Consider the following 24,039-nt stretch of genomic DNA (forward strand, 5'->3'; position numbering starts at 1 on the left):
GGAACTATTCGTCGACTTCGTCCGCAACATCCGAACCGATCTGAGTCCGGAGCTTCGGTCAACTGGCGGACGCGTCGGTTGCACTCCTCATCTCCGGAGTCAGAACGGCCCCACCGTCCTATCGACCACGCGCCGCCCGGCTCTTCCCCTTCCCCTTCTTCCGCAGCCTCCGCACCCGTTCCCGCTCCCGAGCCGCTTCTTCCTCGGCCCGTGCGCTGAACCGGCGGTAGACAAGCCAGCCCACCAGCACGGCACTGATGACGTAGGCCAGAAACGTGCTGCCGGTGCCGGGGATGTAGGCGCAGGTCCCCGAACGGCAGTTCTTGCCGGGCAGTCCGCTCAGCAGATAGAAGAGCGGCCCGAACGCGGCCAGGCAGCAGGCCGCTGTCCCCGCGGCGTGCAAGCCGCGCGACATGCGTGTGCGGCCCGAGTCTCCGGCCGCACACTGCAGTGCTCCGATCGATCCGAGCACGGAGATCACGCCAAGGACGCCACCGACCGCCCAGAAACCACCGGGCAGGCCCCGCAGCATCGGTACCGTCTCACGCGCGAATCGTTTCCACAGCCCCATGATCAGCAGGATTACTCCCATGCCGACCACCAGACAGACAACCACCCCAGCGATCCCCAGGCCGTCTCGGGCCTCGAATCTGCGGTTGGTTCCGGCGTCTTCGGCTGATCTCCGCACCTGTCGTCCCCTCACGGCAGCTGACGATCCCCGCCCGAGCGAACGCCGGCCCGGCGCGTTCAGCGTCCGCTGTCGCACCGGACCGGCGTCTCACGGCTACTTCCGAGCCTGCTTGGCCAGCTCCTCGTCGATCTGCTCGAACTTGTCCGCCGCCATGGTCAGGTAGTCCCCCATGCCGTCCAGACCCTCCAGCGTCGTCTTCGTGCCGCGCACGAACTCGTCGAAGTTCTCGTCGAACGCCTTCGACGAGCTCTTCGTGACGTAGCCCGACTGCACGAGGTTGTTGATGTACTTGCGCAGGGCGTCGAGCTTCTCGTTGAGCTTTTCCTTCTCCTTCACGACATGCTTGGCAGCTTCCCGCATGTCCTGATATGTGATGTCAAGGTCCTTGGCCATGAAGCCGCTCCCTTTCACAACGCCGCAGGGCCAACCCCCGTGGCTCCCTGTTTGCGGACTCATCGACTCGACGCGCAGGCCGAGTTGCCGGTCGCGGGCGGCAACCGGTGTGATCGTCCGCGCTTTGCGTCAGCAGCTTACGGGTGTGGCCTGTGGTGCCACATCCCCGGCTTGTGAACGAGCCGTCATGAAGTCGTGCACGCCGTTGCCATTGGGAACGTTACGGTGCCTCCCCCATTGCCTCACCGCCGCACCGAACGGATATCGTCCCTTACGGCTGCGACCCGCCTGACTGAGTGGACACCACAGCCGTCACAGAACCACAGCGGCCGTACCGGCCCAGTGGCACGGGGAGGACAAGTCGTGCGCCTGACTCTGACCGTCGTCGACCCGTACGGCGGTGGCACCGCCGACGTCGTGCTCGATGCCGATCCTGAGTCCACCGTGGGGGACATCGCGCAGGAGCTGGCCAAGCAGGTGGGGCACAGCGGGGCGCAGGTCATCCCGCTCGGGCAGCACCGGCACGCGCCGGCCGACAACGCGCCCCTCGTCTACGTGGACGGGTACGCCGTCGATCCCGGCGCCACCGTGGTGGGATCGCCCCTGCGCGAAGGCGCCGTCGTCAGTCTCCAGGATCCCTCCGGGTGTCTGCCGGGCGAGCCCACCGGGCTCGTCGAACTGCGGGTCGTCGGCGGGCCCGCCGCCGGGTTCGTGCACCGGCTCGGCGTCGGGCGGTACGACATCGGCAGCGGGGCGGCGTCGTACGTCCGGATCGACGATCCCGAGGTCGACGCCCGGGCCCTCACCCTCTCCGTCGCCACGGACGGCACCTGCCAGGTCGCCGTGCACATGGACAAGGAGCACGTCACCCTCGACGGCACGTCCCTCGCGGAGGACAAGGACGAGGACAAGGGCGAGTCCAGCGGCAAGAAGCGCGAGAAGCGCGGCCGGAAGAAGGGCCCGGAGAAGAAGGAAGAGAAGAAGGACGGTCCCGTCGAGTGGCCGCTCGGCGCTCAGATCGGGCTCGGGAACACCCTTCTCGAACTCACCCGCTACACACCCCCGAACGCCGCCCTGAAGTGGTCCGACGACGGCGTGGGCCTCGACTACAACCGGCCCCCGCGGCTGCGTCCGCCCGAGCGGCAGACCAGCTTCCGGCTGCCGTCGCCGCCCCGTGACTACGAGGCCAGACCGCTGCCCTGGCTGATGGCGCTGACCCCGCTGGTCGGTGCCGTCGTGTCCGTCATGATCTTCCAGCGCTGGTACTACCTGATCATGGCCGCGCTCAGCCCGATCCTGCTCTTCGCCAACTACTACAACGACAAGAAGCACGGGCGTAAGTCGCACGCCAAGCAGGTCGAGGAGTACAAGGAGCAGAAGGAGCGGATCGAGAAGGACGCCCAGGACGCGCTCGTCGCCGAACGGAACGACCGGCGGCAGGCCATACCCGACCCGGCGACCGTGCTCGCCCTCGGGACCGGGCCGCGTACCCGCCTGTGGGAGCGGCGGCGCACCGACCGCGACCACCTCCTGATCCGGTTCGGGACCGGGCAGTTGCCCTCCGAGGTGGTGCTCGACGACCCCGAGCAGGACGACCACCGCCGCCAGGTGACGTGGAAGATCGAGGACGCCCCGGTCGCGCTGCACCTGCGCACGCTCGGTGTCGTCGGCATGGCCGGTCCGGGGGATTCCGCCCGGGCCCTCGGGCGCTGGGCCGTCGCGCAGACGGCGGCGCTGCACAGCCCGATGGACGTGCAGTTCTACGTGCTGAGCGACAACGCCGCGCAGGAGTCCTGGGACTGGGTGCGCTGGCTGCCACACGCCCGGCCGTCCGGCGGGCAGGACGTCAACGCGCTCATCGGGACGGACGCCGAGACCGTCGGCGCCCGTATCGGCGAGCTGACGCAGATCCTCGACGCGCGCAAGAAGGCCGCCGAGGAGAACAAGTCGCAGGGCAATTCGAGCTTCGGCGATCCCGACATCGTGGTGGTGTGGGACGGGTCGCGGCGGCTGCGGTCCCTTCCCGGCGTGGTGCGGCTGCTGCGCGAAGGGCCGTCGGTGTCGATGTTCGCCATATGCCTGGATGCCGAGGAGCGGTTCCTGCCCGGCGAGTGCCAGGCGTACGTCGTGGCCGAGCCGAAGGCCGAGGAGTACCGGCCGGCCGCCCAGCAGGTGCAGCAGCAGTCCCAGCAGGCCGCCGGCGCCTTCCCGTCCTTCCAGGCCTGGCACACCACCGCCCAGCAGCCCGAACAGGCCGAGCGCACCGAGCAGTTGCGGCTGCGCGTCGAGGAGGCCGGGGCGGAGCGCCTGAAGGACGTACGGCCCGACTTCGTCTCCGCCGCCTGGTGTCTGCGGCTGGCCAGGTCGCTGTCGCCGCTGCGCGACATCAGCGGCGAGACCGAGGACTCGGCGCTGCCCGGGTCGAGCCGGCTGCTGGACGTGCTGCAGCTGGAGCCGCCGACCAGCGATGCGATCGTGGCCCGGTGGCGGATGGGCGGGCAGTCGACGCTGGCCGTCATCGGTGAGTCGTACGACGGGCCGTTCGGCATCGACATCCGCAAGGACGGGCCGCACGGTCTGATCGCCGGTACGACCGGTTCGGGCAAGTCGGAGCTGCTGCAGACCATCGTGGCGGCGCTGGCGGTGGCGAACACGCCCGAGAACATGACGTTCGTGCTGGTCGACTACAAGGGTGGCGCGGCCTTCAAGGACTGTGTGCATCTGCCGCACACGGTCGGCATGGTGACCGACCTCGACGCCCACCTCGTGGAGCGCGCGCTGGAGTCGCTGGGTGCGGAGCTGCACCGGCGCGAGCACATCCTGGCCGCCGCCGACGCCAAGGACATCGAGGACTACCAGGATCTGGTGCGCCGGGACCCCTCGCACCGGCCGGTGCCCCGACTGCTCATCGTCATCGACGAGTTCGCCTCGATGGTGCGTGACCTGCCGGACTTCGTCACGGGTCTGGTGAACATCGCCCAGCGTGGTCGTTCCCTCGGCATCCACCTGCTGCTGGCGACGCAGCGGCCGTCCGGTGTCGTGTCGCCCGAGATCCGCGCCAACACCAACCTCCGTATCGCGCTGCGGGTGACGGACGGCGGCGAGTCGTCCGACGTCATCGACTCGCCCGAGGCCGGGCACATCTCCAAGAACACCCCGGGTCGCGCGTACGCCCGGCTGGGGCACGCCTCCCTGGTGCCGTTCCAGTCCGGCCGCGTCGGTGGCCGCCGGCCCGGCGCCGCCGACCCTGCCGCGCTGATGCCCTGGGTGGGCCCGCTGACCTGGGAGGATCTGGGCCGGGCGGCGCTGGTCAAGCCGAAGGCGGAGTCCCGTGAGGACGAGGAGATCACCGATCTGAAGGTCCTCGTCGACACCATCCGCGACGCCAACAGCTCGCTCGGTATCCCGCCACAGCACAGCCCGTGGCTGCCCGCCCTGGACGAGACGCTGCTGCTGGACGAGATCGAGCTGCCCGCGTTCGCGGGCGGCCCCGGCAAGCTGCCGCCCGCGCCGTACGGCGTCGAGGACCTTCCCTCGAGCCAGTCGCGCCGCCCGGTCGCCGTGGACTTCTCGTCCTTCGGCCACCTCATGATCGGCGGCGCCCCGCGCAGCGGCCGCTCCCAGGTGCTGCGCACTCTGGCGGGTTCCATCGCCCGTACGCATTCGGTCGCCGACGTGCACCTCTACGGCATCGACTGCGGCAACGGCGCGCTCAACGCCCTGACGCGGCTGCCGCACTGCGGTGCGGTCGTGAGCCGAAACCAGACGGAGCGGGTCGTACGGCTGGTCAACCGGCTCAAGGGCGAGATGAGCCGCCGTCAGGACGTGCTGGCGGACAAGGGATTCGCGGACATCGGTGAGCAGCGGGCCTCGGTCGCCGAGGACGAGCGGCTGCCGCACATCGTGGTGCTGCTGGACCGCTGGGAGGGCTGGGTGCCCACCCTCGGGGAGGTCGACCACGGGTCGCTGACCGACGAGTTGCAGACGATGATGCGCGAGGGCGCGAGCGTCGGCATCCACCTGGTCCTGACGGGTGACCGCACCCTCCTGGTGGGCCGTATCGCGACGCTCACCGAGGACAAGTACGGGCTGCGGCTGTCCGACCGCAGCGACTTCTCCGCGCTCGGCATCCCGGCGCGCAAGGTGCCGGAGGAGATCCCGCCGGGCCGTGCGTTCCGCAACGAGTTCGGTACGGAGACGCAGTTCGCGCTGCTCGCGGCGGACACGACCGGTCAGGGGCAGGCCGCGGCGCTGGCGGCGATCGGCGAGGCGGCCACGGCCCGCGACGCCTCCGTCCCGCGTTCGCGCCGTCCCTTCCGGGTGGACAGCCTGCCCAGCCGCATCTCCTTCCCGGAGGCGTGGGAGATGCGCGATCCGGAGGCGTCCCGTTCGCGGCTGTGGGGTCTGGCCGGCATCGGCGGCGACGAGATCGTCGGCTTCGGCCCCGATCTGGCGGAGGGCGTACCGGCGTTCGTCATCGCGGGCCCGGCCAAGTCGGGCCGCTCGACGGTCCTGCTGAACTTCGCCCACTCGTTCCTGTCCCAGGGCACCCGCCTGGTCATCGCGGCCCCGCGCCAGTCGCCACTGCGCCAACTCGACGGCACGGACGGCGTATTGAAGGTCTTCACCGGTGACGACATCGACGAGGACGAGTTCGAGGAGCTGATCGACCAGGCGTCCCTTGAGGAGCCGATCGCGGTCCTCGTCGACGACGGCGAGATCCTGGAGGACTGCGACGCCGAGAGCCAGATGAAGAAGCTGGTCTCGCGCGGGGCCGAACGCGGGCTCGCCCTGGTGATCGCCGGTGACGAGGAGGACGTGTGCAGCGGCTTCTCGGGCTGGCAGGTCGACGCGAAGAAGGCCCGCCGCGGCATCCTCCTGTCCCCGCAGGAGTCCTCCAGCGGCGACCTCGTCGGCGTCCGCCTCAACCGCAGCATGGTCGGCGGCCAGGTCGCCCCCGGCAAGGGCATGCTGCACCTCGGCGACGGGGAGCTGCGCACGGTGGTCATCCCGGGGTGAGGCGGTGAGCGGGGGCTCGGCGAGGCCGAAGCGGAGGAAGGCGGCGGGAGCCGCCCTGCGGTACGAGCACCGGCCGGGGCGGCCGAACGCCGAAGGGTCCAAGAAGGGTGACTACGGCTGTGCTTGGGGCTGCGTGGTGCTCCCCGGCTTCGTCGTCCTGCTGATACCGCTGGTCCTCTTCGAGACGTACTGGGGCCACGAGCTCTGGGGCGACTTCGCTCCGGCGTGGCCCGGCGGTGCGTACGCCTTCGCCGGCACCGTCGGCGCCCTGGTGCCGTCGGTCTTCCTCGCCTGGGTGGCGCCGCTGTACCGGATGAACTGGAAGAAGAGCAAGCCGCGTTCGCTGGCCTGGGCGGCCGCGTCCCTGCCGGGGCTCGCCGCGGGCTACCTGATCGCCGGGGTGATCGGCACGACCATGCGCCCCAAGCGGCGCCGCAACTGGGATGCCGACTGCTACAGCCAGGGCGGACCCTGCTGGGTGCACGTGCACTACCCATGGCTGTGGGTCGTCGGCCTGGTCAGCACCCTGGCGGCGGCCACGCTGCTGATCACCGTGCTCGTCAAGCTCAGCCGCAGGGCAACCCCTACCGGACCTTCGACATCCGGGCCTGAGGCCGGCCCGACTCGGCGCTCTCCGAGCGGTACTGAAGGTCGTCGCCCACCGGCTTGAGGTGCACGGTCGTCCTCGCGGGATTGCAGCCGCTGTGGTTGGTCTTCGCGCCGACCGACGTCGCGACGAGCTCCTTCTTCTTCACCTGCTTCACGGTGAGTACGTCGACGCAGACGCCGCCGATCGGGTCGGTCTGGCGGAGCGTGCCCAGTTCCTGGCCGACAGCGGTCCGTTCGACCGTGAGGCGGAACGTGCCGAGGGGGAGTCTGCCGTCCAGGGCGACGCCCTGGCCCTCCCAGGTGCCGAGGTACGCGGCGGGTCCCGCGTCGGTGGAGGGAGCGGAGCTCGCGGTCGCCGCCGGAGGGGAGTCGGCCCCGCTGCCCCCGTCCGCGTCGTCCTGGCCGCCGCGCCCCGGCAGCAGGTCGAACACGAACACCGACCCGAACGTCACGGCCGCCATCGCCCCCGCGACCGCCAGTGCCACGGAGCAGCTGAGCCTGCGCACCCGCCCGCCGCCCTCGCCCTCCGGCGTGGACGTGGCCGCGACGCAGACGGTGACCTTGCCGGGGCGGCGGCCGGAGGACGGGGCCGTGTCCTGGGCGTGGTCGACGTGCGGGTGGTCGCCGTCTCGGGGGGCGGGTACGGCTGTGGAGAAGGAGGCGGGTGTCCCGGGCGTGGTCCCCGGCGCCGCGGGCGGACCGGTTGTCGCGGATGACCCCGTCGCCGCCGGCGCCCCGGTCATCGCCGAAGCCCCCGACGCCCCGGAGTCCTCGGTCGGGGACGCCTGCGCCCCCTCGGGCGGCCGGCCGCCCTCGAAAGCCCCGGCCACCGCCGGCATCACCGGCGGTGGCCCGAAAACCCCGAGCCCCTCGCCCGGGCCGCCGGCCGCGTCCGGTGCCCCCACCGACGGGCTGCTGAACCCGACCGGCCCGGACGGGTCGTCCCCGGCCCCGGTCGCCTCCAGGTTCAGCAGCCGGACCGCGCTGCGGCTCACCTGCTCCACCAGGGGCCCCGGCAGCCACCCGCCCGTCACCAGCCGGGCAGCGCCCTCGGGGGCCAGGCGGCGGGCCAGCTCCGCGGGGGCGGGGCGGCTGCCCGGGTCCTTGGCGAGGCAGGCCGCCGTCAGGCCCCGCAACTCCCCGTCCAGCAGACCGAGCTCGGGCTCCTCGTGGACCACCTTGTAGAGCAGGGCGGCGGAGGAGTCCCCGGGGAAGGGCGGCCGGCCGGTCGCCGCGTACGCGAGGACCGCGCCCAGGGAGAAGACGTCGGCCGCGCCCGTGACGCCCTTGCCCAGGATCTGCTCGGGCGACATGTAGCCGGGCGAGCCGACCGACACGCCGGTGGAGGTGAGGGACGCGGTGCCGTCCGTGGCCCGCGCGATACCGAAGTCGATCAGAAGAGGGCCGTCCAGGGTCAGCAGGACGTTCGACGGTTTCACGTCCCGGTGCACCAGCCCCAGCTCGTGCACCGCCGCCAGCGCCTCGGCGAGTCCCGCTCCGAGCGCCCTTACGGTGTGGGCCGGCAGGGGCCCGCCGTCGGCGATCGCGGCCGACAGCGACGGGCCGGCCGCGTACGCCGTCGCCACCCACGGCACCCGCGCTTCCGGGTCCGCGTCCAGGACGGGCGCCGTCCAGGCGCCGCCCACTCGGCGTGCGGCCTCGACCTCACGCCGGAAACGCGCCCGGAACTCCTCGTCCAGCGCGAAGTGCGGATGGACGATCTTCACGGCGACCGTGCGGCCACCGGCGCTGCGGCCCAGGTAGACCCGGCCCATGCCGCCGGAGCCCAGCCGGCCCAGCAGCCGGTAGGGCCCCACGACGGTGGGTTCGTCGACGTCGAGCGGCCGCATGGGCGTCACCCCTCCCCCGGAGGCAAGCGGGGACGTCCCCGGTCCCGGTGCGCCTGCACTCCTCAGCAGGGTAGTGCGGGAGCACCGCCCGGCTCACGGCTGGAGCAGGTCCACCTTCACGTCCGCCGGGAATCCGGTCGTCGGGCCGACCCGGCGTGCGAACTCGGCGACCGCGGCCAGCTGCGGGTCGCCGAAACGGAAGTCGAGGGTGGTGAAGTAGCGGGCCAGGGTCTGCTCGTCGAAGGCCTCCCAGCGGGCGGCCTGCTCGGCGACCTTGCCGACCTCTTCCAGGGAGAGGTTGCGGGAGTCGAGGAAGGCCTCGTGCACCCGGCGGGTGATGACCGGCTCGCGCTCCAGGTAGTCGCGGCGGGCCGCCCAGACCGCGAAGACGAACGGCAGGCCCGTCCACTCCTTCCACAGGGCGCCGAGGTCGTGCACCTCCAGGCCGAAGCGCGGCCCGTCGAGCATGTTCGCGCGCAGTGCCGCGTCGCCGATGAGGACGGCGGCGTCGGCCTCCTGCATCATCAGGCTGAGGTCGGGCGGGCAGGTGTAGTAGTCCGGCTGGACGCCGTAGCGCTCGGCGAGGAGCAGCTGGGCGAGGCGGACGGAGGTGCGGGAGGTCGACCCGAGGGCGACGCGGGCGCCGTCCAGACGGTCCAGCGGGACCTGCGAGACGATCACGCAGGACATGACCGGGCCGTCGCAGCCGACGGCGATGTCGGGGAAGGCGACCAGATCGTCGGCGTGCCGGAGAAACTCGACGAGGGTGATCGGACCGATGTCGAGTTCGCCCTGCACCAGCTTCTCGCTGAGCTTCTCCGGGGTGTCCTTGGAGAGCTCGAAGTCGAGGAGCGTGCCCGTTCTCGCGAGCCCCCAGTACAAGGGCAGGCAGTTCAGGAACTGGATGTGGCCGACGCGCGGCCGGGTGCGAGGATTGTCCACATCGTGAGGCTAGCCCGCACGGCGTACGGACCGGCGCGCGACCCCGCCGTCGGGGTGCGGGCCCGTATCGGGCGCCCCCTGCGCCAGTCGGCGGAGGGATGTTCAAACATTCGGGTGACGTGATCTTGACCCCTATTGCATTCCGGGGCCTGCGTGCTAGGCTCGTCGCAAGTTGCAGTTTGGTTTCCCTTGCAGTACAGAGCCTGCGGAGCATGTGACCGCGGGCTCTCGTCATTCTCAGACATATGCACTTGTGCGGAATTCATCTTCACACTTGCTGGTTCTGGAGCAGGGCAACCCTTTTGGGCCCAAGGAGGGCTTATGGCTACCGGAACCGTGAAGTGGTTCAACGCCGAAAAGGGCTTTGGTTTCATCGCCCAGGAGGGCGGCGGCCCCGACGTCTTCGTCCACTACTCCGCGATCAACGCGAGCGGCTTCCGCTCGCTCGAGGAGAACCAGCAGGTGTCTTTCGACGTCACGCAGGGTCCGAAGGGCCCGCAGGCTGAGAACGTCACGCCGGTCTGATTTGTAGTACCCAAGGAGCCCCGCGCCGCAAGGCGACGGGGCTCCTGCCCTTTCCGGGCCCTTCCGCTCCATGAATTCCCGGCGAATTCCCGCCGTGGGACGATGGGCGGATGCGGAAAGATCAGGAGAACAGCGGGGAGGCGGGCGGCACGCCCGCCGACAAGGCCATGGCCACAGGCCTGTCGGTCGGCCTGCCCCTCGGCACGGCCATAGGGATCGTGCTCGGCATGACCGTCTTCGACGACCTCGCCCTGGGCCTGGCCCTGGGCCTCGGTTTCGGCACGGCGATCGGAGCGGGTGTGGGTATCGGCGCCCGGCGGGGCCGCCCCTGACAATCGGAGCCCCCCGGGGCCCCGAACGGCCTGGTCTACGGCCATGACCGACACCCCTGACTTCGTGACCGAGACCCGCACCTTCTACGACACCGTGGCCGAGGAGTATGCCGCTGCCTTCGGCGATCTGCGTCCGGGGACGCCCCTGGACCGGGGCGTGCTGTACGGCTTCGCGGAACTGGTGGGTGAGGGCGGCGAGGTCGCGGACCTGGGGTGCGGGCCCGGGCGGGTGACGGCGTACCTGGCGTCCCGGGGGCTGTCGGTGTTCGGACTCGACCTGTCGGAGTCGATGCTCACGATCGCCCGCCGCGAGCACCCGGGCCTGCGGTTCGTACGGGGCTCCATGCTGGAGCCCGGCCTGCCGGACTCCTCGCTCGACGGCGTCGTGTCCTGGTACTCGATCATCCACACCCCCGAGGAGCACCTGCCCGCGCTCTTCGCCGGTTTCCACCGCGTGCTGCGCCCCGGCGGGCATCTGCTCCTCGGCTTCCAGTGCGGTGAGGAGCCCCGCCGCTACGAGGAGGCCTTCGGCCACCCGGTGTCCCTGACCTTCCTCAGGCGCCGGCCGGAGCACGTCGCCGCGCTGCTGGACACCGCCGGTTTCACCGTCCGCGCCACGACGGTGAGGGAGCCGGACGCGGCGCGGGGCGAGCCGGTCGCCCAGGCGAGCCTGGTGGCCCGCAAGCCGGCGGAGTAGGCCGCCCGGCGGCCAAGTCGGGTCCGCGACCTAGAGCGCCCCCGCGGCATCCTTCGCCGCGATGTACCCGAACGTCATCGCCGGGCCGATCGTCGAGCCCGCGCCCGCGTAGCTGTGGCCCATCACCGCCGCGCTCGCGTTGCCCGCCGCGTACAGGCCCGGGATCACCGAGCCGTCTTCCCGCAGCACCCTGGCCCGGGCGTCCGTGCGGAGGCCGCCCTTGGTGCCGAGGTCGCCGGGGACGATGCGGAAGGCGTGGTACGGAGGGAGCCAGAGGGGCGCGAGACAGGAGTTGGGAAGGACCGACGGGTCCGTGTAGTAGTGGTCGTAGGCGCTGTCGCCCCGGTGGAAGTCGGGGTCCTCGCCCTGGAGCGCCTGGGCGTTGAAGCGGTTCACGCTGGTGCGCAGGGCCGCCGCCGGGACGCCGATCGAGGCCGCCAGCGCGTCCAGGGTCCACTCCTTGTGCGCGGCCCCGGAGTCGTACCAGGCGTCGGGGAAGGGCAGGGTCGGCAGGACGTCCTTGAAGAGGTACCGGTTGCGGTAGTTCTGGTCGGTGATCAGCCAGGACGGGATCGCCCCGCCCGCGTCGTACATGGTGTGCACGACGTCGCTGTAGGGCGCGGCCTCGTTGACGAAGCGCCGGCCCGCGCCGTTCACCAGCAGCCCGCCGGGCAGGGTGCGTTCGGCGAGGCAGAAGTAGGGCTGTCCGGGGACCGGGACGGCCGGGCCCCACCAGGCGTCGTCCATCAGGTCGAGCGCCGCGCCCAGCCGCTCCCCTGCCAGGATGCCGTCGCCGGTGTTCTCCTTCGCCCCGACGGTCCACTCGGTGCCGATGGGCTGCCGCTGGAAGCGCTGCCGCATCTGTGCGTTGTGCTCGAAGCCGCCCGAGCCGACGATCACGCCCCGGCGGGCGCGGAGCAGTCCGGGGGTGCCGTCGCGGGTGACGACGGCTCCCGTCACCCTGCCGTTCTCGACGTGCAGGTCCGTCAGCGGCGTGTTCCGCCAGACCGGGACCCCGGCCGAGCGCAGGCCCGCCCGCAGGCCCGCGGCCAGCGCCTGGCCCATCGTCAGGGGCTTCTGGCCGAGCGTGGCCGCCTTCGTGCTGCGGGCGAGGCACTGGGCGGCGACGGCCGCGCCCCGGGCGTTGACGGCGGCCAGGGCGACCCACTTGTAGTCGGCGCTGAAGACGACCATGCCGGCGGGGACGTCCATGTAGGGCGGGTTGAGGTGCGCCAGCTCGTCGCCCAGCAGGTTGCCGTCGAGCTGGTCCGGCTCGATGGAGCGGCCGTTCGGCAGGCCTCCGGGCAGCTCCGGGTAGTAGTCGCTGTAGCCCTCCATCCAGCGGAACCTCAGCGGGCTGTTCGCCATGACGAAGGAGATCGTCGCCGGGCCGTGGGCCAGGAAGGCCCGCTGCCGCTCGGCGGGGACGTCCGGCCCGACGACCGCGGCGAGGTAGGCGGCGGCCTTAGCGGGGGTGTCCGGGACCCCGGCCGCGAGGATCACGGAGTTGTTGGGGATCCAGATCCCGGCACCGGAGCGGGCGGCCGAGCCGCCGAAGGCCGGGGCCTTCTCCACGACGACGCAGCTCAGCCCCTGGCGGGCGGCCGTCAGCGCCGCGGTCATGCCGGCGGCGCCGGAGCCGATGACGACGACGTCGTACGTGCCGAGCGGGGGTAAGTCGGCCGCCCGGGCGCCTTGTTGCACTCCCGCGGCGACCGCGAGCCCGGCACCGGCCGCCCCGGCCAGCAGTCGTCTTCGGGACGGGGATCCGGCGGTGCCCGGGGTGTCCGTGGGTGTGGTCATGGCCGCTCCAGCCCGACGAGAACGCGAAAGGGGTGGGGAATGTCGCGCGGCGCTCTCGCGAAGTCAAGACCCGTGCGGCACCCACCGCGCGTCCACTCGGCCTGCGGCAGGCCGACGTCCTTCTTCTCAAGGGCGCGGGGAACCGCGCGATCAGCACAGGCAGCCCGCGGCCGCCGGCCGAGGGGAACCCCGCACCCCGGGTCCGACGACCACCCGCCTCCGCTACTCCAGGCCGATGGCCGCGCAGTCCGCCTTGTACTTCGGGGTGCAGATGTCCTTGACGGTGTACACACCGTCGGTGATCACCGTGTCCTTGATGTTGTCCTTGGTGAGGGCGACCACCGGCACCAGCATCGCCGGGATGTTCTTCTGCGTCGGGCTGTCGACCGTCTCCCGGGTCAGCGCGGCGAACTCGATGTCCCGGCCCTGGACCTTGGCCACGGCGGTCTTCGCGGCGTTGGTCGCCTCCAGCAGGAAGGACTTGTACACGGTCATGTACTGCTCGCCGGAGACGATCCGCTGCACCGCGTCGAGGTTGGCGTCCTGGCCGGTGACCGGCGGCATCCTGGTGGCTCCGGCCTCCTTCAGTGCCTCGATGACGGCGCCCGCCATGCCGTCGTTGGCCGAGTAGACGGCGGCGATGTTGTTCAGCCCGACCTTCTGGATCGCCTTCTTCATGTTGGCCTCGGCGATCGCGGGCTTCCACTCCTTGGTGTCGTACTGCGCGACGATGTCGACCTGGCCCTGGAGTTCGCTGAGCGCGCCGTCCTTGAAGCGTGCGGTGTTGGGGTCCGCGGGGTCGCCGTTCATCATGACGACCTTGCTCTTCTGGGCCTTGTCGCCGAGCTCCCCCATGATGGCGCGGCCCTGTACCTGGCCGACGAGTTCGTTGTCGTGGGAGACGTAGGCGTCGATGGGGCCCTCGGCGAGCCGGTCGTAGGCGATGACCGGGATGCCGGCGTCCTTGGCCTTCTTCACGTCCGCGGCGATGGTCCTGGAGTTGAGGGCGTCGACGAGGATGACGTCCACCTTGTCGGCGATCATCTTCTGGAACTGTTCGCTCTGTCTGGCCACGCTGGCCTCGGCGTTGGCGTAGCGGACCGTGCCCTTGTTCTCCGTGAGCTCGGCGACCTCCTGCTTGATCAGCGGGTAGTCGAACTTCTCGAAGCGTGCCGTGTCCCGGTCGGGCAGCAGCAGACCCACCGTGATGTCGTTGCCCTTCTTCACGGCGGTGTCGTCACTCCCGCCGTCGCCGCAGGCGGCGAGGGACAGGGCCGACACGGAGACCGTCAGGGCGATGGAGATGCGCCGCACGGCGGCCTGACGGGTGTTACGCGCTATCACTGGTGGTGCCTTCCGATGGGGGTGCATCGTGCCGATGGGGGGAGCATCGTGACGAGGTGGTCGAAAGCCAACGGGCAGACGCCGTGCGTCGTCAAGAACCACGTGTGAAGACCTCGCAAAGGTGAATCACCGGGCGTACAGAGCCTCTACTTCCGTGGCGAACGCGCGCAGCACGGCCTCCCTGCGGAGCTTCATCGACGGGGTGAGGTGGCCCGCCTCCTCCGTGAAGTCCTCGGGGAGGATGGCGAAGCGGCGGATGGACTCCGGGCGGGAGACCATCTTGTTGGCCTCGTCGACGGCACGTTGCAGGACGGCGCGCAGTTCCTCGTCGTCGACGAGCAGGCCGGCCGGTACGGGGTGTTTGCCGTTCATCTGGCGCCAGTGGGTGATGCCCTCCGGGTCGAGGGTGATCAGCGCGGAGACGAAGGGCCGGCCGTCGCCGAGGACCAGGCACTGGGAGATCAGCGGATGCGCGCGCAGCCAGTTCTCCAGCGGGGCGGGGGCGACGGACTTGCCGCCCGCGGTGATCAGCAGTTCCTTCTTGCGGCCGGTGATGGTCAGGTAGCCCTCGTCGTCGAGTTCGCCGAGGTCGCCGGTGGCGAGCCAGCCGTCGGGGGCGGCGGGGACGACGCCACCGGCCTGCGGGTCCCAGTAGCCGCGCAGCACGTGGTCGCCGCCGACCAGGATCTCCCCGTCGGCGGCGATGCGGACGCGGGTGCCGGGCAGCGGCCAGCCGACGGTGCCGAGCCGGGGTTTCAGGGGTGGGGTGACGGTGCTCGCGCCGGTGGTCTCGGTCAGGCCGTAGCCCTCGAAGATCTCGATGCCGGCGCCGGCGTAGAACGCGGCGAGGCGGCGGCCGAGCGGGGAGCCGCCGCAGATGGCGTAGCGGACTTTGCCGCCCATGGCGTTGCGGAGGCGGCGGTAGACCAGCGGGTCGTAGAAGGCCCGGGCGGTCCTGAGGGCGCGGGAGGGGCCGGGTCCGGTGCCGGTCTGCTGGGCTTCCAGGGCCTCTCCGTAGCGCTGTGCCACGGCCACCGCGCGGTCGAACGACGAGGCCCGGCCGCCCGCCTCGGCCTTGGCGCGGGCCGAGTTGAAGACCTTCTCCAGCATGTACGGGATGGCCAGCAGACAGGTCGGCCGGAAGCTGGCCAGGTCCGGCAGCAGGCGGTCGGCCTTGATGCTCGGCGCGTGGCCGAGCCGGACGCGGGCGCGGATGCAGGCGATGGCCACCATGCGGCCGAAGACGTGGGACATCGGCAGGAACAGCAGCACCGACGCCTCTTCGCTGGTCCTGGCCCGGAAGACGGGGTAGAGCAGCTCGATGGCGTTGTCGACCTCGGCGAAGAAGTTGCCGTGGGTGAGCGCGCAGCCCTTGGGGCGGCCCGTGGTGCCCGAGGTGTAGACGAGGGTGGCGAGGGTGTCGGGGCCGAGCATGCCGCGCCGTACCTCGACCTCCTGGTCGGGCAGGTGTGCCCCGGCTTCCGCGAGCCGGTTCACATGGCCCTTCTCCACGACCCACATGTGCTGGAGGTCGGGCAGCCGCTCCCGCTCGGGGCCGAGGGCGGCGGCCTGCGCGGCGGTCTCGGTGACCAGGGCGACCGCGCCGGAGTCCTGGAGGATCCAGCGGGCCTGGAAGACGGAGGAGGTGGGGTAGACGGGGACGGTGACCAGTCCGGCCGCCCAGGCGGCGAAGTCCAGGACGGTCCACTCGTAGATGGTGCGGGCCATCACGGCGATCCGGTCGCCCGGTTGCAGGCCCTCGGCGATCAGGCCCTTCGCCACGGCCCGCACCTGGTCGGCGAACCGTGCCGCCGTGACGTCGCTCCAGTCGCCGTCGGCGTTCTTGCGGCTGAGGGCGACGGCGTCCGGGTGCGCGCTCGCGTTGTCGAACGGCAGGTCGGCGAGCGAGCCGTGGGCCCACGGCGGGGCCAGCGGCGGGACGGAGGCCTCCCGTACCGCCCCGTCCAGCCGCCGTACCTCGGGCTCGACGAGCCTCGGCCCTCCGTACGCGTCGCCGTAGGCGGAGGAGGGATACGCAGTGGACACGGGCGGCTCCTGGGGCGTGCAGCGAAGGACTGCTTGCTGCATGACGTACGTGCCTCGCACGCCGAGGCGCTCAACCGGCTCAATCCCCCCTGAGAGGCCCTTAAGGGGTTACTGGCGGTAGGAACGGGATCGTACGGCGCGCACGTGGCGGCTTTGTGCGGGTTCGGGGATGGTCCGGAGCCAGGCCTGTGCAATCTCGGGGATTACGTGAGGGGACCTCACGTACGGCGCGGCGACGCCCTCAGGCGCGCTCCAGGACGGCCGTCACTCCCTGCCCACCCGCCGCGCAGACGGAGATCAGGCCGCGGGCGGGGCCGTCCCGTTCGGTGAGGAGCTTGGCCAGGGTGGCGACGATCCGGGCGCCGGTGGCGGCGAAGGGGTGGCCGGTGGCGAGGGAGGAGCCGGCGACGTTCAGCCGGGCGCGGTCGACCGTGCCGAGGCCCCGCTTCTCCCAGGCGGCGAGCGTCGCCAGCACCTGGGAGGCGAACGCCTCGTGGATCTCGACGAGGTCGAAGTCGTCCAGGCCGAGCCCGGTGCGCTCCAGCATGCGCGGGACCGCGTACGCGGGCGCCATGAGCAGTCCGTCCTCGCCGCCGGCCACGTCGCCGCCGACGAAGTCGACGGCCGCCGTCTCGTACGCGGTGAGGTACGCCAGCGGCTCCAGGCCGCGCTCGCGGGCCCAGCCCTCGCTCGCGAGCAGGACGGTGGCGGCGCCGTCCGTCAGCGGGGTGGAGTTCCCGGCGGTCATGGTCGGATCGGGGTGGTCGAGTCCGAACACCGGCTTCAGCGAGGCCAGTTTCTCCACCGTCGAGCCGGGGCGCAGGTTCTGGTCGCGGGCCAGGCCCCGGAAGGGGACCACCAGGTCCTGGAAGAAGCCGCGTTCGTACGCCGCCGCCAGCCGCCGGTGGCTGGTGGCCGCGAGTTCGTCCTGGGCCTCGCGGGGGATGCCCCAGGCGCGGGCGGTGACGGCCGCGTGTTCGCCCATGGACAGGCCGGTGCGCGGCTCGGCGTTGCGCGGGATGTCGGGGACGAGGTGACCCGGGCGGACTTTCGCCAGGGCTTTCAGGCGGGCGCCGGGCGATGTCGCGCGGCGGACCTCCAGCAGGATGCGCCGCAGCGTGTCGTTGACGCCGAGGGGCGCGTCGCTGGCCGTGTCGGCGCCGCCCGCGACCGCCGACTCGATCTGGCCGAGGGCGATCTTGTTGGCGGCGGCGACGACGGCCTGGAGTCCGGTGCCGCAGGCCTGCTGGACGTCGTAGGCGGGGGTGCTCGGGTGGAGGTGCGAGCCGAGGACGGTCTCGCGGGCGAGGTTGAAGTCGCGGGCGTGCTTGAGCACGGCCCCGGCGACGAACTCACCGACGGCGCCCGGCTCCCGGAGCCCGTACCGCTCCACGAGGCCGTCGAGGGCGGCGGTGAGCATCTGCTGGTTGGAGGCGGTGGCGTAGGGGCCGTCGGAGCGGGCGAAGGGGATGCGGGCTCCGCCGACGACCGCCACGCGCCGCACCGACGGCGCCACCTGCTGGGGGCTGCTCATCTCGACCCGCTCCTCCTCCGTGACATAGCATTACCTCCGGTAACCTTACTCCAGAGTAAGCAGGAGTGGGGCTTCAGCGAACCGTCCTCGGGAACTGGGAGTCGTCCATGGCCGACCGCTATCTGCGCTTCACCGGAACCGCGCCCGGCCGCTTCCTCACCCATAGGCTGGGACTGCCGCAGCCCGCGGCGCTGACCCGCTTCTCCCCCGAGCGGCCCGTCCTGGACGGCGGGCTGCTGCACCTCACCGCCGGCCGCTCCACCCTCGCCCCGGAGCCGGTCCTGGCCCGCACGGGACCCGGCCCGGCCGGCGCCGACCGCACGGCCGCCGTCGTCCTGGACGCGACCGGCGTGCGGGACGTCGAGGCCCTGGCGGAGGTGCACGCCGCCCTGCATCCCGTCGTACGGTCGGTCACCCCGAGCGGGCGCGTGGTCGTGCTCGGCGCGCCGCTCGATGCCGCCGACCACCACCAGGCCGCGGCCCAGCAGGCCCTGGAGGGTTTCACGCGTTCCCTCGGCAAGGAGATCGGCCGGGGCAGGACGGTGAACCTGGTCCGGCTCACGGACGCGGCCGCCGCCGAGTCGACCCTGCGCTTCCTGCTGTCGCCCAAGTCGGCGTATGTGAGCGGGCAGGTCATCGAGGTAGGGGCCGCTCGGGAGACGACCGCCGCCGACGGGGACCGCCCCCTGACCGGCCGCACCGCCCTGGTCACCGGCGCCGCCCGGGGCATCGGCGAAGCGGTCGCCGAGACCCTCGCCCGGGACGGAGCCCGGGTCGTGGTGCTCGACGTGCCGCAGGCCGGGCCGGACGCCCGGCGCGTCGCCGACCGGCTCGGCGGCACCGCGCTCCTGCTCGACATGACGGCCGCCGACGCGGGCGCCCGGATCGCCGAGGCCCTGCCCGGCGGACTGGACGTGCTGATCCACAACGCGGGCATCACCCGCGACCGGCGGCTGGTGAACATGCCCGCCGAACGCTGGGCCTCCGTGCTGGAGGTGAACCTGGCGAGCGTGCTGCGCACCACGGACGCCCTGCTGAAGGACGGCACGCTGAAGCGCGGCGGCCGGATCGTGGCCACCGCCTCGATCGCCGGGATCGCCGGCAACGCCGGCCAGACCAACTACGGCGCGAGCAAGGCGGGTGTCGTCGGCCTGGTCCGCTCCCTCGCGCCGCGGGCGCTCGACGAGCACGGCGTGACGGTCAACGCGGTCGCGCCCGGCTTCATCGAGACGAAGATGACGGCGGCCGTCCCGCTGTTCATCCGCGAGGCGGGCCGCCGGATGAACTCCCTCGCCCAGGGCGGCCTCCCGGCCGACGTCGCCGAGACCACCGCCTGGCTGGCCCATCCGGCCTCCGGCGCGGTCAACGGCCAGGTCGTCCGCGTCTGCGGCCAGAGCCTGCTGGGGGCGTGATGACCGGCGCCCCCGCTCGCACCCTCACCCGGCCCCCCTCCCTCGCCCCGCTCCTGGCCCGCGGTGCCCTGCTGTCTCCCCTCAAACGGCCCGGCTCCGACGCCGGGTTCCCCCGCACCCGGCTCGTCCTGCCCGGCGTACGCGTCGACCTCTCACGGCTCGCGGCGTACGAGCGGGTCTGCGGATTCCCCGTCGGGGAGGACGCGCTGCCGGTGACCTATCCGCACGTGCTCGGATTCCCCCTGGCCATGCGGCTGATGAGCGGCCGGGACTTCCCGCTGCCGCTGCTCGGCCTCGTCCACACCTCCATCACCGTCACCCGGCACGAGCCGATGTCTCCCGGCGTCGCCTGTGAACTGTCCGTCCACGTCGAGGGGTTGGTCCCCCACCGGCGTGGTACGGAGGCCACGGTCGTCACCGAGGTGTGCCGCGGTGGTGCCGTCGTGTGGGAGTCGAGCAGCACGTACCTGGCCCGGCACCGCACGCACCGGCTGACCGCGGTCCCCCGGGAGCCGGAGGCGCGGGGGCCGCTGCCCCCGGTCGAGGAGTGGCGGCTGGCCGGGGACGTCGGGCGCCGCTACGGGGCCGCCTCCGGCGACCGCAACCCGATCCATCTGCACCCGTTCACGGCCCGGCTGTTCGGCTTTCCCCGGGCCATCGCGCACGGCATGTGGACCGTGGCCCGCTGCCTCGCCGCGTACGGCGTGCCCCAGCGCTGCCATCTGCGCGCGGAGTTCAGGGCACCGGTCCTGCTGCCCGCGACGGTGACGTACGCGGCGCAGGACGGCCGGTTCGAGCTGCGCGGCCCGGCGGACCGCGTCCATGTGACGGGGGACGTCTATCCGACGTGAGCGCCCTGCGGCTCCTCCGGGGGCGCCCAGGGCCGCCCCGCCATGAGGTCGCCCAGGCCCGCCCAGGCGAAGTTCATCAACGTGGCCGCGGCCTGGCGGGCGGTGACGCCCGGGGTGGCGTTGGCCCAGGCGGCGAGCGACTCGGCGGCGCCGACCAGGGCCTCGGCGAGCCCGGCGACCTCGCGCTCCGGCAGGTCGGGGTCGCGGTGCGCCTCACGGGCACCGGCGAGGATGAGCTGGGTCACGAAGGCGACGATCTCCTCGCGCATCGCGGTGACCTCGGCGGCGAACGGCTCACCGTGCGTGCGGGCCTGGAGGTGCAGGACCGACCAGGCGTCCGGGTTCCGGCCGGTGTGCGCGAAGAAGGCTCCGAGCCCCTCCCACAGCTGCCGGTCGGCGGGCAGGTCGGAGCGGACCCCGGACCGTACCGCCTCGACGAGCGCCTGCGCCTCGCGGCGGATGCAGGCGGTGAAGAGGTCTTCCTTCGAGTTGAGGTACAGGTAGACCAACGGCTTGGACACGCCCGCGAGTTCGGCGATCTCGTCCATCGACGCGGCCATGTAGCCCCGCTGGCCGAAGATCCGCACGGCGGCGTCCAGCATCTGCTGTTCACGGACCGCGCGCGGCATCCGCTTGGTCTTCACGGCACCCATAGCGCTCAAGCGTACGGGCCCCCTGGAGGGCCCTCTCCCGGGCAACCGGGGAAGGACCGCTCAGGGGGCCCGTGACGCGTGCGGCAGGTCCGGCCGTCAGGCGGTCGCGCCGACCGGCTCGGTGCGGTCGCGCGGCTCATCACGAGGCTCGTCGAGCGGCTCGTCCAGGGAGGAGCCGTCGGCCGTGGCGTAGGCGTCGCGGTCGAGCAGGTTCTCGCGGGCCGAGACCAGGACCGGGATCAAAGCCTGCCCGGCGACGTTGGTCGCGGTGCGGATCATGTCCAGGATCGGGTCGATCGCGAGGAGCAGACCGACGCCCTCCATCGGCAGGCCGAGGGTGGACAGGGTGAGGGTCAGCATGACCGTCGCACCGGTCAGACCGGCGGTCGCGGCCGAGCCGACCACCGAGACGAACGCGATCAGCAGGTAGTCGCCGACGCCGAGCTGGATGTCGAAGATCTGGGCGACGAAGATCGCGGCGATGGCCGGGTAGATCGCGGCGCAGCCGTCCATCTTGGTCGTCGCGCCGAACGGCACGGCGAAGGAGGCGTACTCCTTCGGCACGCCGAGCCGCTCGGTGACCTTCTGCGTCAGCGGCATGGTGCCGACGGACGAGCGGGAGACGAAGGCGAGCTGGATCGCGGGCCAGGCGCCCTTGAAGAACTGGACCGGGTTGGCCTTGGCGACGGTCGCGAGCAGCGTCGGGTAGACGCCGAACAGCACGATGAGGCAGCCGACGTAGATGTCGGCGGTGAACGTCGCGTACTTGCCGATCAGGTTCCAGCCGTAGGTGGCGATGGCGTGGCCGATGAGGCCGATCGTGCCGAGCGGGGCGAGCCGGATGACCCACCACAGCGCCTTCTGGAGGAGGCTGAGGACGGACTCGCTCAGGGTGAGGATCGGCTGGGCCTTCTCGCCGAGCTGCAGGGCCGCGATGCCGGCGACGGCGGCCATGAAGACGATCTGCAGCACGTTCAGCTGGGTGAACGGCGTGATGACGTCGGTCGGGATGATGCCCGTCAGGAAGTCGATCCAGGAGCCGGTGTCCTCGGGCTTCGAGCCGTCCTTGGGGGTGAGGCCGGTACCGGCACCGGGGTTGGTCAGCAGGCCGATGACCAGGCCGATGCTGACCGCGATCAGCGAGGTGACCATGAACCAGAGGAGGGTGCGCGAGGCCAGGCGGGCCGCGTTGTTGACCTTCCGCAGGTTGGTGATCGACACCAGGATCGCGAAGAAGACGAGCGGGGCGACCGCGAGCTTCAGCAGCCCGATGAAGGTGTCGCCGACCTTTTCCAGTGTCGTGGTCAGCCAGGACAGGTCCTGGTCGCGGGCGAGCCAGCCGAGGAGCACACCCAGGACGAGACCGGCGAGTATCTGGGCCCAGAAGGGCACCTTGAAGGACTTCGTGTGTGAGGACACGGACTGACTCCGTTGGGGGGACGCGTAGGAAAGCTGACGTGGGGAGGGGCGGCGGGGGGTTGCGTTACGTCAGGAACGACAGAAAGCGGACGCGCACCGACAGAGATCCACGTGCAGCCGCGCCACGAGCGGAGCGCTCAGGGGCGAATGGGGCGCGACTGCTGACTTCATACCAGGACCTTAACACCTGAGCTTTGGGGACCCCAAAGCCTTTCTTTGATAGGTGCCGACTCACACACACCCATACAACGCAATGCGCCCCGTTTCCGCGCATGTACGGAAACGGGGCGCTGTATGCGCGTGAGGGGCCCTACGAGGTCTGCCCCTGGGTGCGGGCCGTGTCGTCGGCGGCGTCCTCCTGGCTGCGGTTGGCGTCCAGGTTCGCCTTCATCCGGTCCACGCGCCGCGCGACCTGCACCGACGCCCGGTCCCGCTCCTTGCGCAGCACGACGAAACTGATCGGCGCGGAGATCAGCAGGGCGAGGAGTACGACCCACAGCCCGTTGCTGTTGCCCAGCCCGCGCGGGGCGATGCCGGAGTAGACGGCGCCCCAGACGACCACGAGGCAGCCCACGAAGACTCCGAGGCGCATCAGTGTGTAGCGGAGCATCTCAATCCACTCTTCCGTTTCGAACGGCCGGAACGCACCCAAAGGGGCACCGTCCAGTGAAGCACGCCGAGCGGCCGATCTTGCGAGGGGGGTCGTCGGCGGTCAGGCCAGCGGCAGCAGCATGATGACGTCGTCCCGGTCCTCCCCCGGCCCCAGCCGGATCGCCCCGGGGATGCGCCCGACCTCCTTGTAGCCGCAGGCCTCGTAGAACCGCTCAAGGCCGAGACCGCCCCGGCAGGTCAGCCGGATCGCCTCGATACCGTCCATCCCCCGGGCCGCGTCCGCGGCGGCGCGGAGCAGCTCCCGCCCCCAGCCCTTCCCGTGATGCCTCGGGTGCACCATCACCGTGTACAGCCACAGCCAGTGCGTCATCAGATGGTGCGTGTTGAAGGTCAGGAACGCCGTCGCCGCGACGCGCCCCTCCTCGTCGTGCCCGACGAGCAGCTTCACCCGCCCGTCCGCCATCGACGCGAAGTGCTGCACGAGCGCGGGGCGGATCTCCTCCCGCGTCACCGGCGGCACGTATCCGACGGCTCCCCCGGCGTTGGAGACATCGGTCCACAGGTCGAGCAGGCCGTCACGCAACTCGGGAGTGACGGAGGGACCCAGCGTGAAGGTAAGGGGCATGGATGGATTGTAGCTATTACGACAGCGCGTCGGCCGCCACCTTCAGGTCCGACACCAGCCCTCGGTACGCCGCCTCCCGGTCGTCGGACCGCAGCACCGACGACGGGTGCACGGTCGGCACCAGCCGCTCCGGCCGCCCGTGGATCTCCTCCTCCAGCACCGTCCCCCGCACCTGGGTCACCCGGAACGAGGACCCGAGCAGCGCCTTCCCGGCGGTCGCCCCGAGGACGACGATCAGCTCCGGCTCCACGACCGCGAGCTCCGCGGCCAGCCAGGGCCCGCACGCGGTCATCTCCCGCAGGTTCGGCGCCTTGTGGATCCGCCGCTTGCGCGGCTCGGCCTGCGTGAACTTGAAGTGCTTCACGGCGTTGGTGACATAGGCCTCGGAAGGATCCATGCCGGCTTCCTCGAGGGCCCGGTCCAGCAGCTTCCCGGCAGGCCCGACGAACGGCTTCCCCTGCCGGTCCTCCTGATCCCCGGGCTGCTCCCCCACGAGCATGACGCGGGCGTTCTGGTTCCCCGCCCCGAAGACGGTCTGGGTGGCGTCCCGGTGCAAGGGACACCCCCGGCAGCCGGCAGCGGCCTCCCGCAGAGCGGAAAGCCCACCGCGACCAGGAACAAAGGGTTCAGCGGTATAGGCATCCTCAGGTGCCGAGGTCCTGACCATGCCCTCCGAGTACCC

21 protein-coding genes are annotated in these 24,039 nt (G+C 71.6%); 7 read left to right on the forward strand and 14 right to left on the reverse strand.

Annotation, left to right across the window (positions count from 1 at the left end):
* Positions 1–118 precede the first annotated feature (118 nt).
* Positions 119–688, reverse strand: coding sequence for a hypothetical protein (locus tag AB0F04_RS30910; protein WP_362047420.1), 570 nt, complete (start codon positions 686–688; stop codon positions 119–121).
* 96 nt (positions 689–784) lie between these two features.
* Positions 785–1,084 (reverse strand): WXG100 family type VII secretion target, encoded by a 300-nt coding sequence (locus AB0F04_RS30915; protein ID WP_355831703.1) that lies wholly within the window; start codon positions 1,082–1,084, stop codon positions 785–787.
* A gap of 363 nt (positions 1,085–1,447) precedes the next feature.
* Between AB0F04_RS30915 and AB0F04_RS30920 the strand changes: the two genes are divergently transcribed.
* Both AB0F04_RS30920 and AB0F04_RS30925 read left to right on the forward strand, forming a co-directional pair.
* Positions 1,448–6,103 carry an FtsK/SpoIIIE domain-containing protein gene (locus AB0F04_RS30920; protein ID WP_362047423.1) on the forward strand — a complete coding sequence of 1,552 codons (4,656 nt, stop codon included), beginning with the start codon at positions 1,448–1,450 and terminating at the stop codon, positions 6,101–6,103.
* 4 nt (positions 6,104–6,107) lie between these two features.
* Positions 6,108–6,773 (forward strand): hypothetical protein, encoded by a 666-nt coding sequence (locus AB0F04_RS30925; RefSeq protein WP_362047426.1) that lies wholly within the window; start codon positions 6,108–6,110, stop codon positions 6,771–6,773.
* Here AB0F04_RS30925 and AB0F04_RS30930 read toward each other — a convergent pair.
* Positions 6,688–8,562 carry a protein kinase gene (locus tag AB0F04_RS30930; protein ID WP_362047429.1) on the reverse strand — a complete coding sequence of 625 codons (1,875 nt, stop codon included), beginning with the start codon at positions 8,560–8,562 and terminating at the stop codon, positions 6,688–6,690. The two genes, AB0F04_RS30925 and AB0F04_RS30930, sit on opposite strands and share 86 nt — an antisense overlap.
* Before the next feature lie 93 nt (positions 8,563–8,655).
* Complete coding sequence (locus AB0F04_RS30935; protein ID WP_362047432.1) at positions 8,656–9,504, reverse strand: menaquinone biosynthesis protein; 849 nt, start codon at positions 9,502–9,504, stop codon at positions 8,656–8,658.
* A 321-nt stretch (positions 9,505–9,825) separates the two neighbouring features.
* On the opposite strand from AB0F04_RS30935, the gene AB0F04_RS30940 reads away from it, so the two are divergent.
* The 3 genes from AB0F04_RS30940 (at position 9,826) to AB0F04_RS30950 (ending at position 11,058) form a co-directional block, all read left to right on the forward strand.
* Positions 9,826–10,029 (forward strand): cold-shock protein, encoded by a 204-nt coding sequence (locus AB0F04_RS30940; protein ID WP_003992177.1) that lies wholly within the window; start codon positions 9,826–9,828, stop codon positions 10,027–10,029.
* 110 nt (positions 10,030–10,139) lie between these two features.
* Positions 10,140–10,361, forward strand: coding sequence for a hypothetical protein (locus AB0F04_RS30945; protein ID WP_362047435.1), 222 nt, complete (start codon positions 10,140–10,142; stop codon positions 10,359–10,361).
* Between the two features lie 43 nt (positions 10,362–10,404).
* Positions 10,405–11,058: a class I SAM-dependent methyltransferase gene (locus tag AB0F04_RS30950; RefSeq protein ID WP_362047438.1), complete on the forward strand. Its 654-nt coding sequence runs from the start codon at positions 10,405–10,407 to the stop codon at positions 11,056–11,058.
* 30 nt (positions 11,059–11,088) lie between these two features.
* Here AB0F04_RS30950 and kstD read toward each other — a convergent pair whose 3' ends face one another.
* The 4 genes from kstD to AB0F04_RS30970 form a co-directional block, all read right to left on the reverse strand.
* Positions 11,089–12,861: a 3-oxosteroid 1-dehydrogenase gene (kstD, locus tag AB0F04_RS30955; RefSeq protein ID WP_362047441.1), complete on the reverse strand. Its 1,773-nt coding sequence runs from the start codon at positions 12,859–12,861 to the stop codon at positions 11,089–11,091.
* 222 nt (positions 12,862–13,083) lie between these two features.
* Entirely contained in the window at positions 13,084–14,205 is a 1,122-nt protein-coding gene (locus tag AB0F04_RS30960) for a substrate-binding domain-containing protein (RefSeq protein ID WP_362047444.1), read from the reverse strand.
* A gap of 126 nt (positions 14,206–14,331) precedes the next feature.
* Complete coding sequence (locus AB0F04_RS30965; RefSeq protein ID WP_362047447.1) at positions 14,332–16,251, reverse strand: long-chain fatty acid--CoA ligase; 1,920 nt, start codon at positions 16,249–16,251, stop codon at positions 14,332–14,334.
* 241 nt (positions 16,252–16,492) lie between these two features.
* Positions 16,493–17,785 carry an acetyl-CoA C-acetyltransferase gene (locus AB0F04_RS30970; RefSeq protein WP_362047450.1) on the reverse strand — a complete coding sequence of 431 codons (1,293 nt, stop codon included), beginning with the start codon at positions 17,783–17,785 and terminating at the stop codon, positions 16,493–16,495.
* Between the two features lie 107 nt (positions 17,786–17,892).
* On the opposite strand from AB0F04_RS30970, the gene AB0F04_RS30975 reads away from it, so the two are divergent.
* Entirely contained in the window at positions 17,893–19,197 is a 1,305-nt protein-coding gene (locus AB0F04_RS30975) for a 3-oxoacyl-ACP reductase (protein WP_362047687.1), read from the forward strand.
* Positions 19,197–20,048: a MaoC/PaaZ C-terminal domain-containing protein gene (locus AB0F04_RS30980; protein WP_362047453.1), complete on the forward strand. Its 852-nt coding sequence runs from the start codon at positions 19,197–19,199 to the stop codon at positions 20,046–20,048. Before AB0F04_RS30975 ends, AB0F04_RS30980 begins: the two co-directional genes overlap by 1 nt.
* Here AB0F04_RS30980 and AB0F04_RS30985 read toward each other — a convergent pair.
* From AB0F04_RS30985 to AB0F04_RS31010, 6 genes are all read right to left on the reverse strand, one after another.
* Positions 20,036–20,701: a TetR/AcrR family transcriptional regulator gene (locus tag AB0F04_RS30985; protein WP_362047455.1), complete on the reverse strand. Its 666-nt coding sequence runs from the start codon at positions 20,699–20,701 to the stop codon at positions 20,036–20,038. The genes AB0F04_RS30980 and AB0F04_RS30985 overlap by 13 nt on opposite strands.
* A gap of 96 nt (positions 20,702–20,797) precedes the next feature.
* Entirely contained in the window at positions 20,798–22,120 is a 1,323-nt protein-coding gene (locus tag AB0F04_RS30990; protein WP_362047458.1) for a dicarboxylate/amino acid:cation symporter, read from the reverse strand.
* 69 nt (positions 22,121–22,189) lie between these two features.
* Positions 22,190–22,291 (reverse strand): putative leader peptide, encoded by a 102-nt coding sequence (locus AB0F04_RS30995; RefSeq protein WP_324614259.1) that lies wholly within the window; start codon positions 22,289–22,291, stop codon positions 22,190–22,192.
* A gap of 139 nt (positions 22,292–22,430) precedes the next feature.
* The gene (locus tag AB0F04_RS31000) at positions 22,431–22,730 is read right to left on the reverse strand and encodes a DUF4229 domain-containing protein (RefSeq protein WP_362047461.1); all 300 of its coding nucleotides are present in this window, start codon (positions 22,728–22,730) and stop codon (positions 22,431–22,433) included.
* A 102-nt stretch (positions 22,731–22,832) separates the two neighbouring features.
* A complete protein-coding gene (locus AB0F04_RS31005; RefSeq protein ID WP_362047463.1) occupies positions 22,833–23,357 on the reverse strand; it encodes a GNAT family N-acetyltransferase in 525 nt (174 codons plus the stop codon).
* A 16-nt stretch (positions 23,358–23,373) separates the two neighbouring features.
* Positions 23,374–24,024, reverse strand: coding sequence for a UdgX family uracil-DNA binding protein (locus AB0F04_RS31010; protein ID WP_362047465.1), 651 nt, complete (start codon positions 24,022–24,024; stop codon positions 23,374–23,376).
* Positions 24,025–24,039: the final 15 nt, after the last annotated feature.

This window comes from Streptomyces sp. NPDC029041 (assembly GCF_040637515.1).
Lineage (GTDB): Bacteria > Actinomycetota > Actinomycetes > Streptomycetales > Streptomycetaceae > Streptomyces.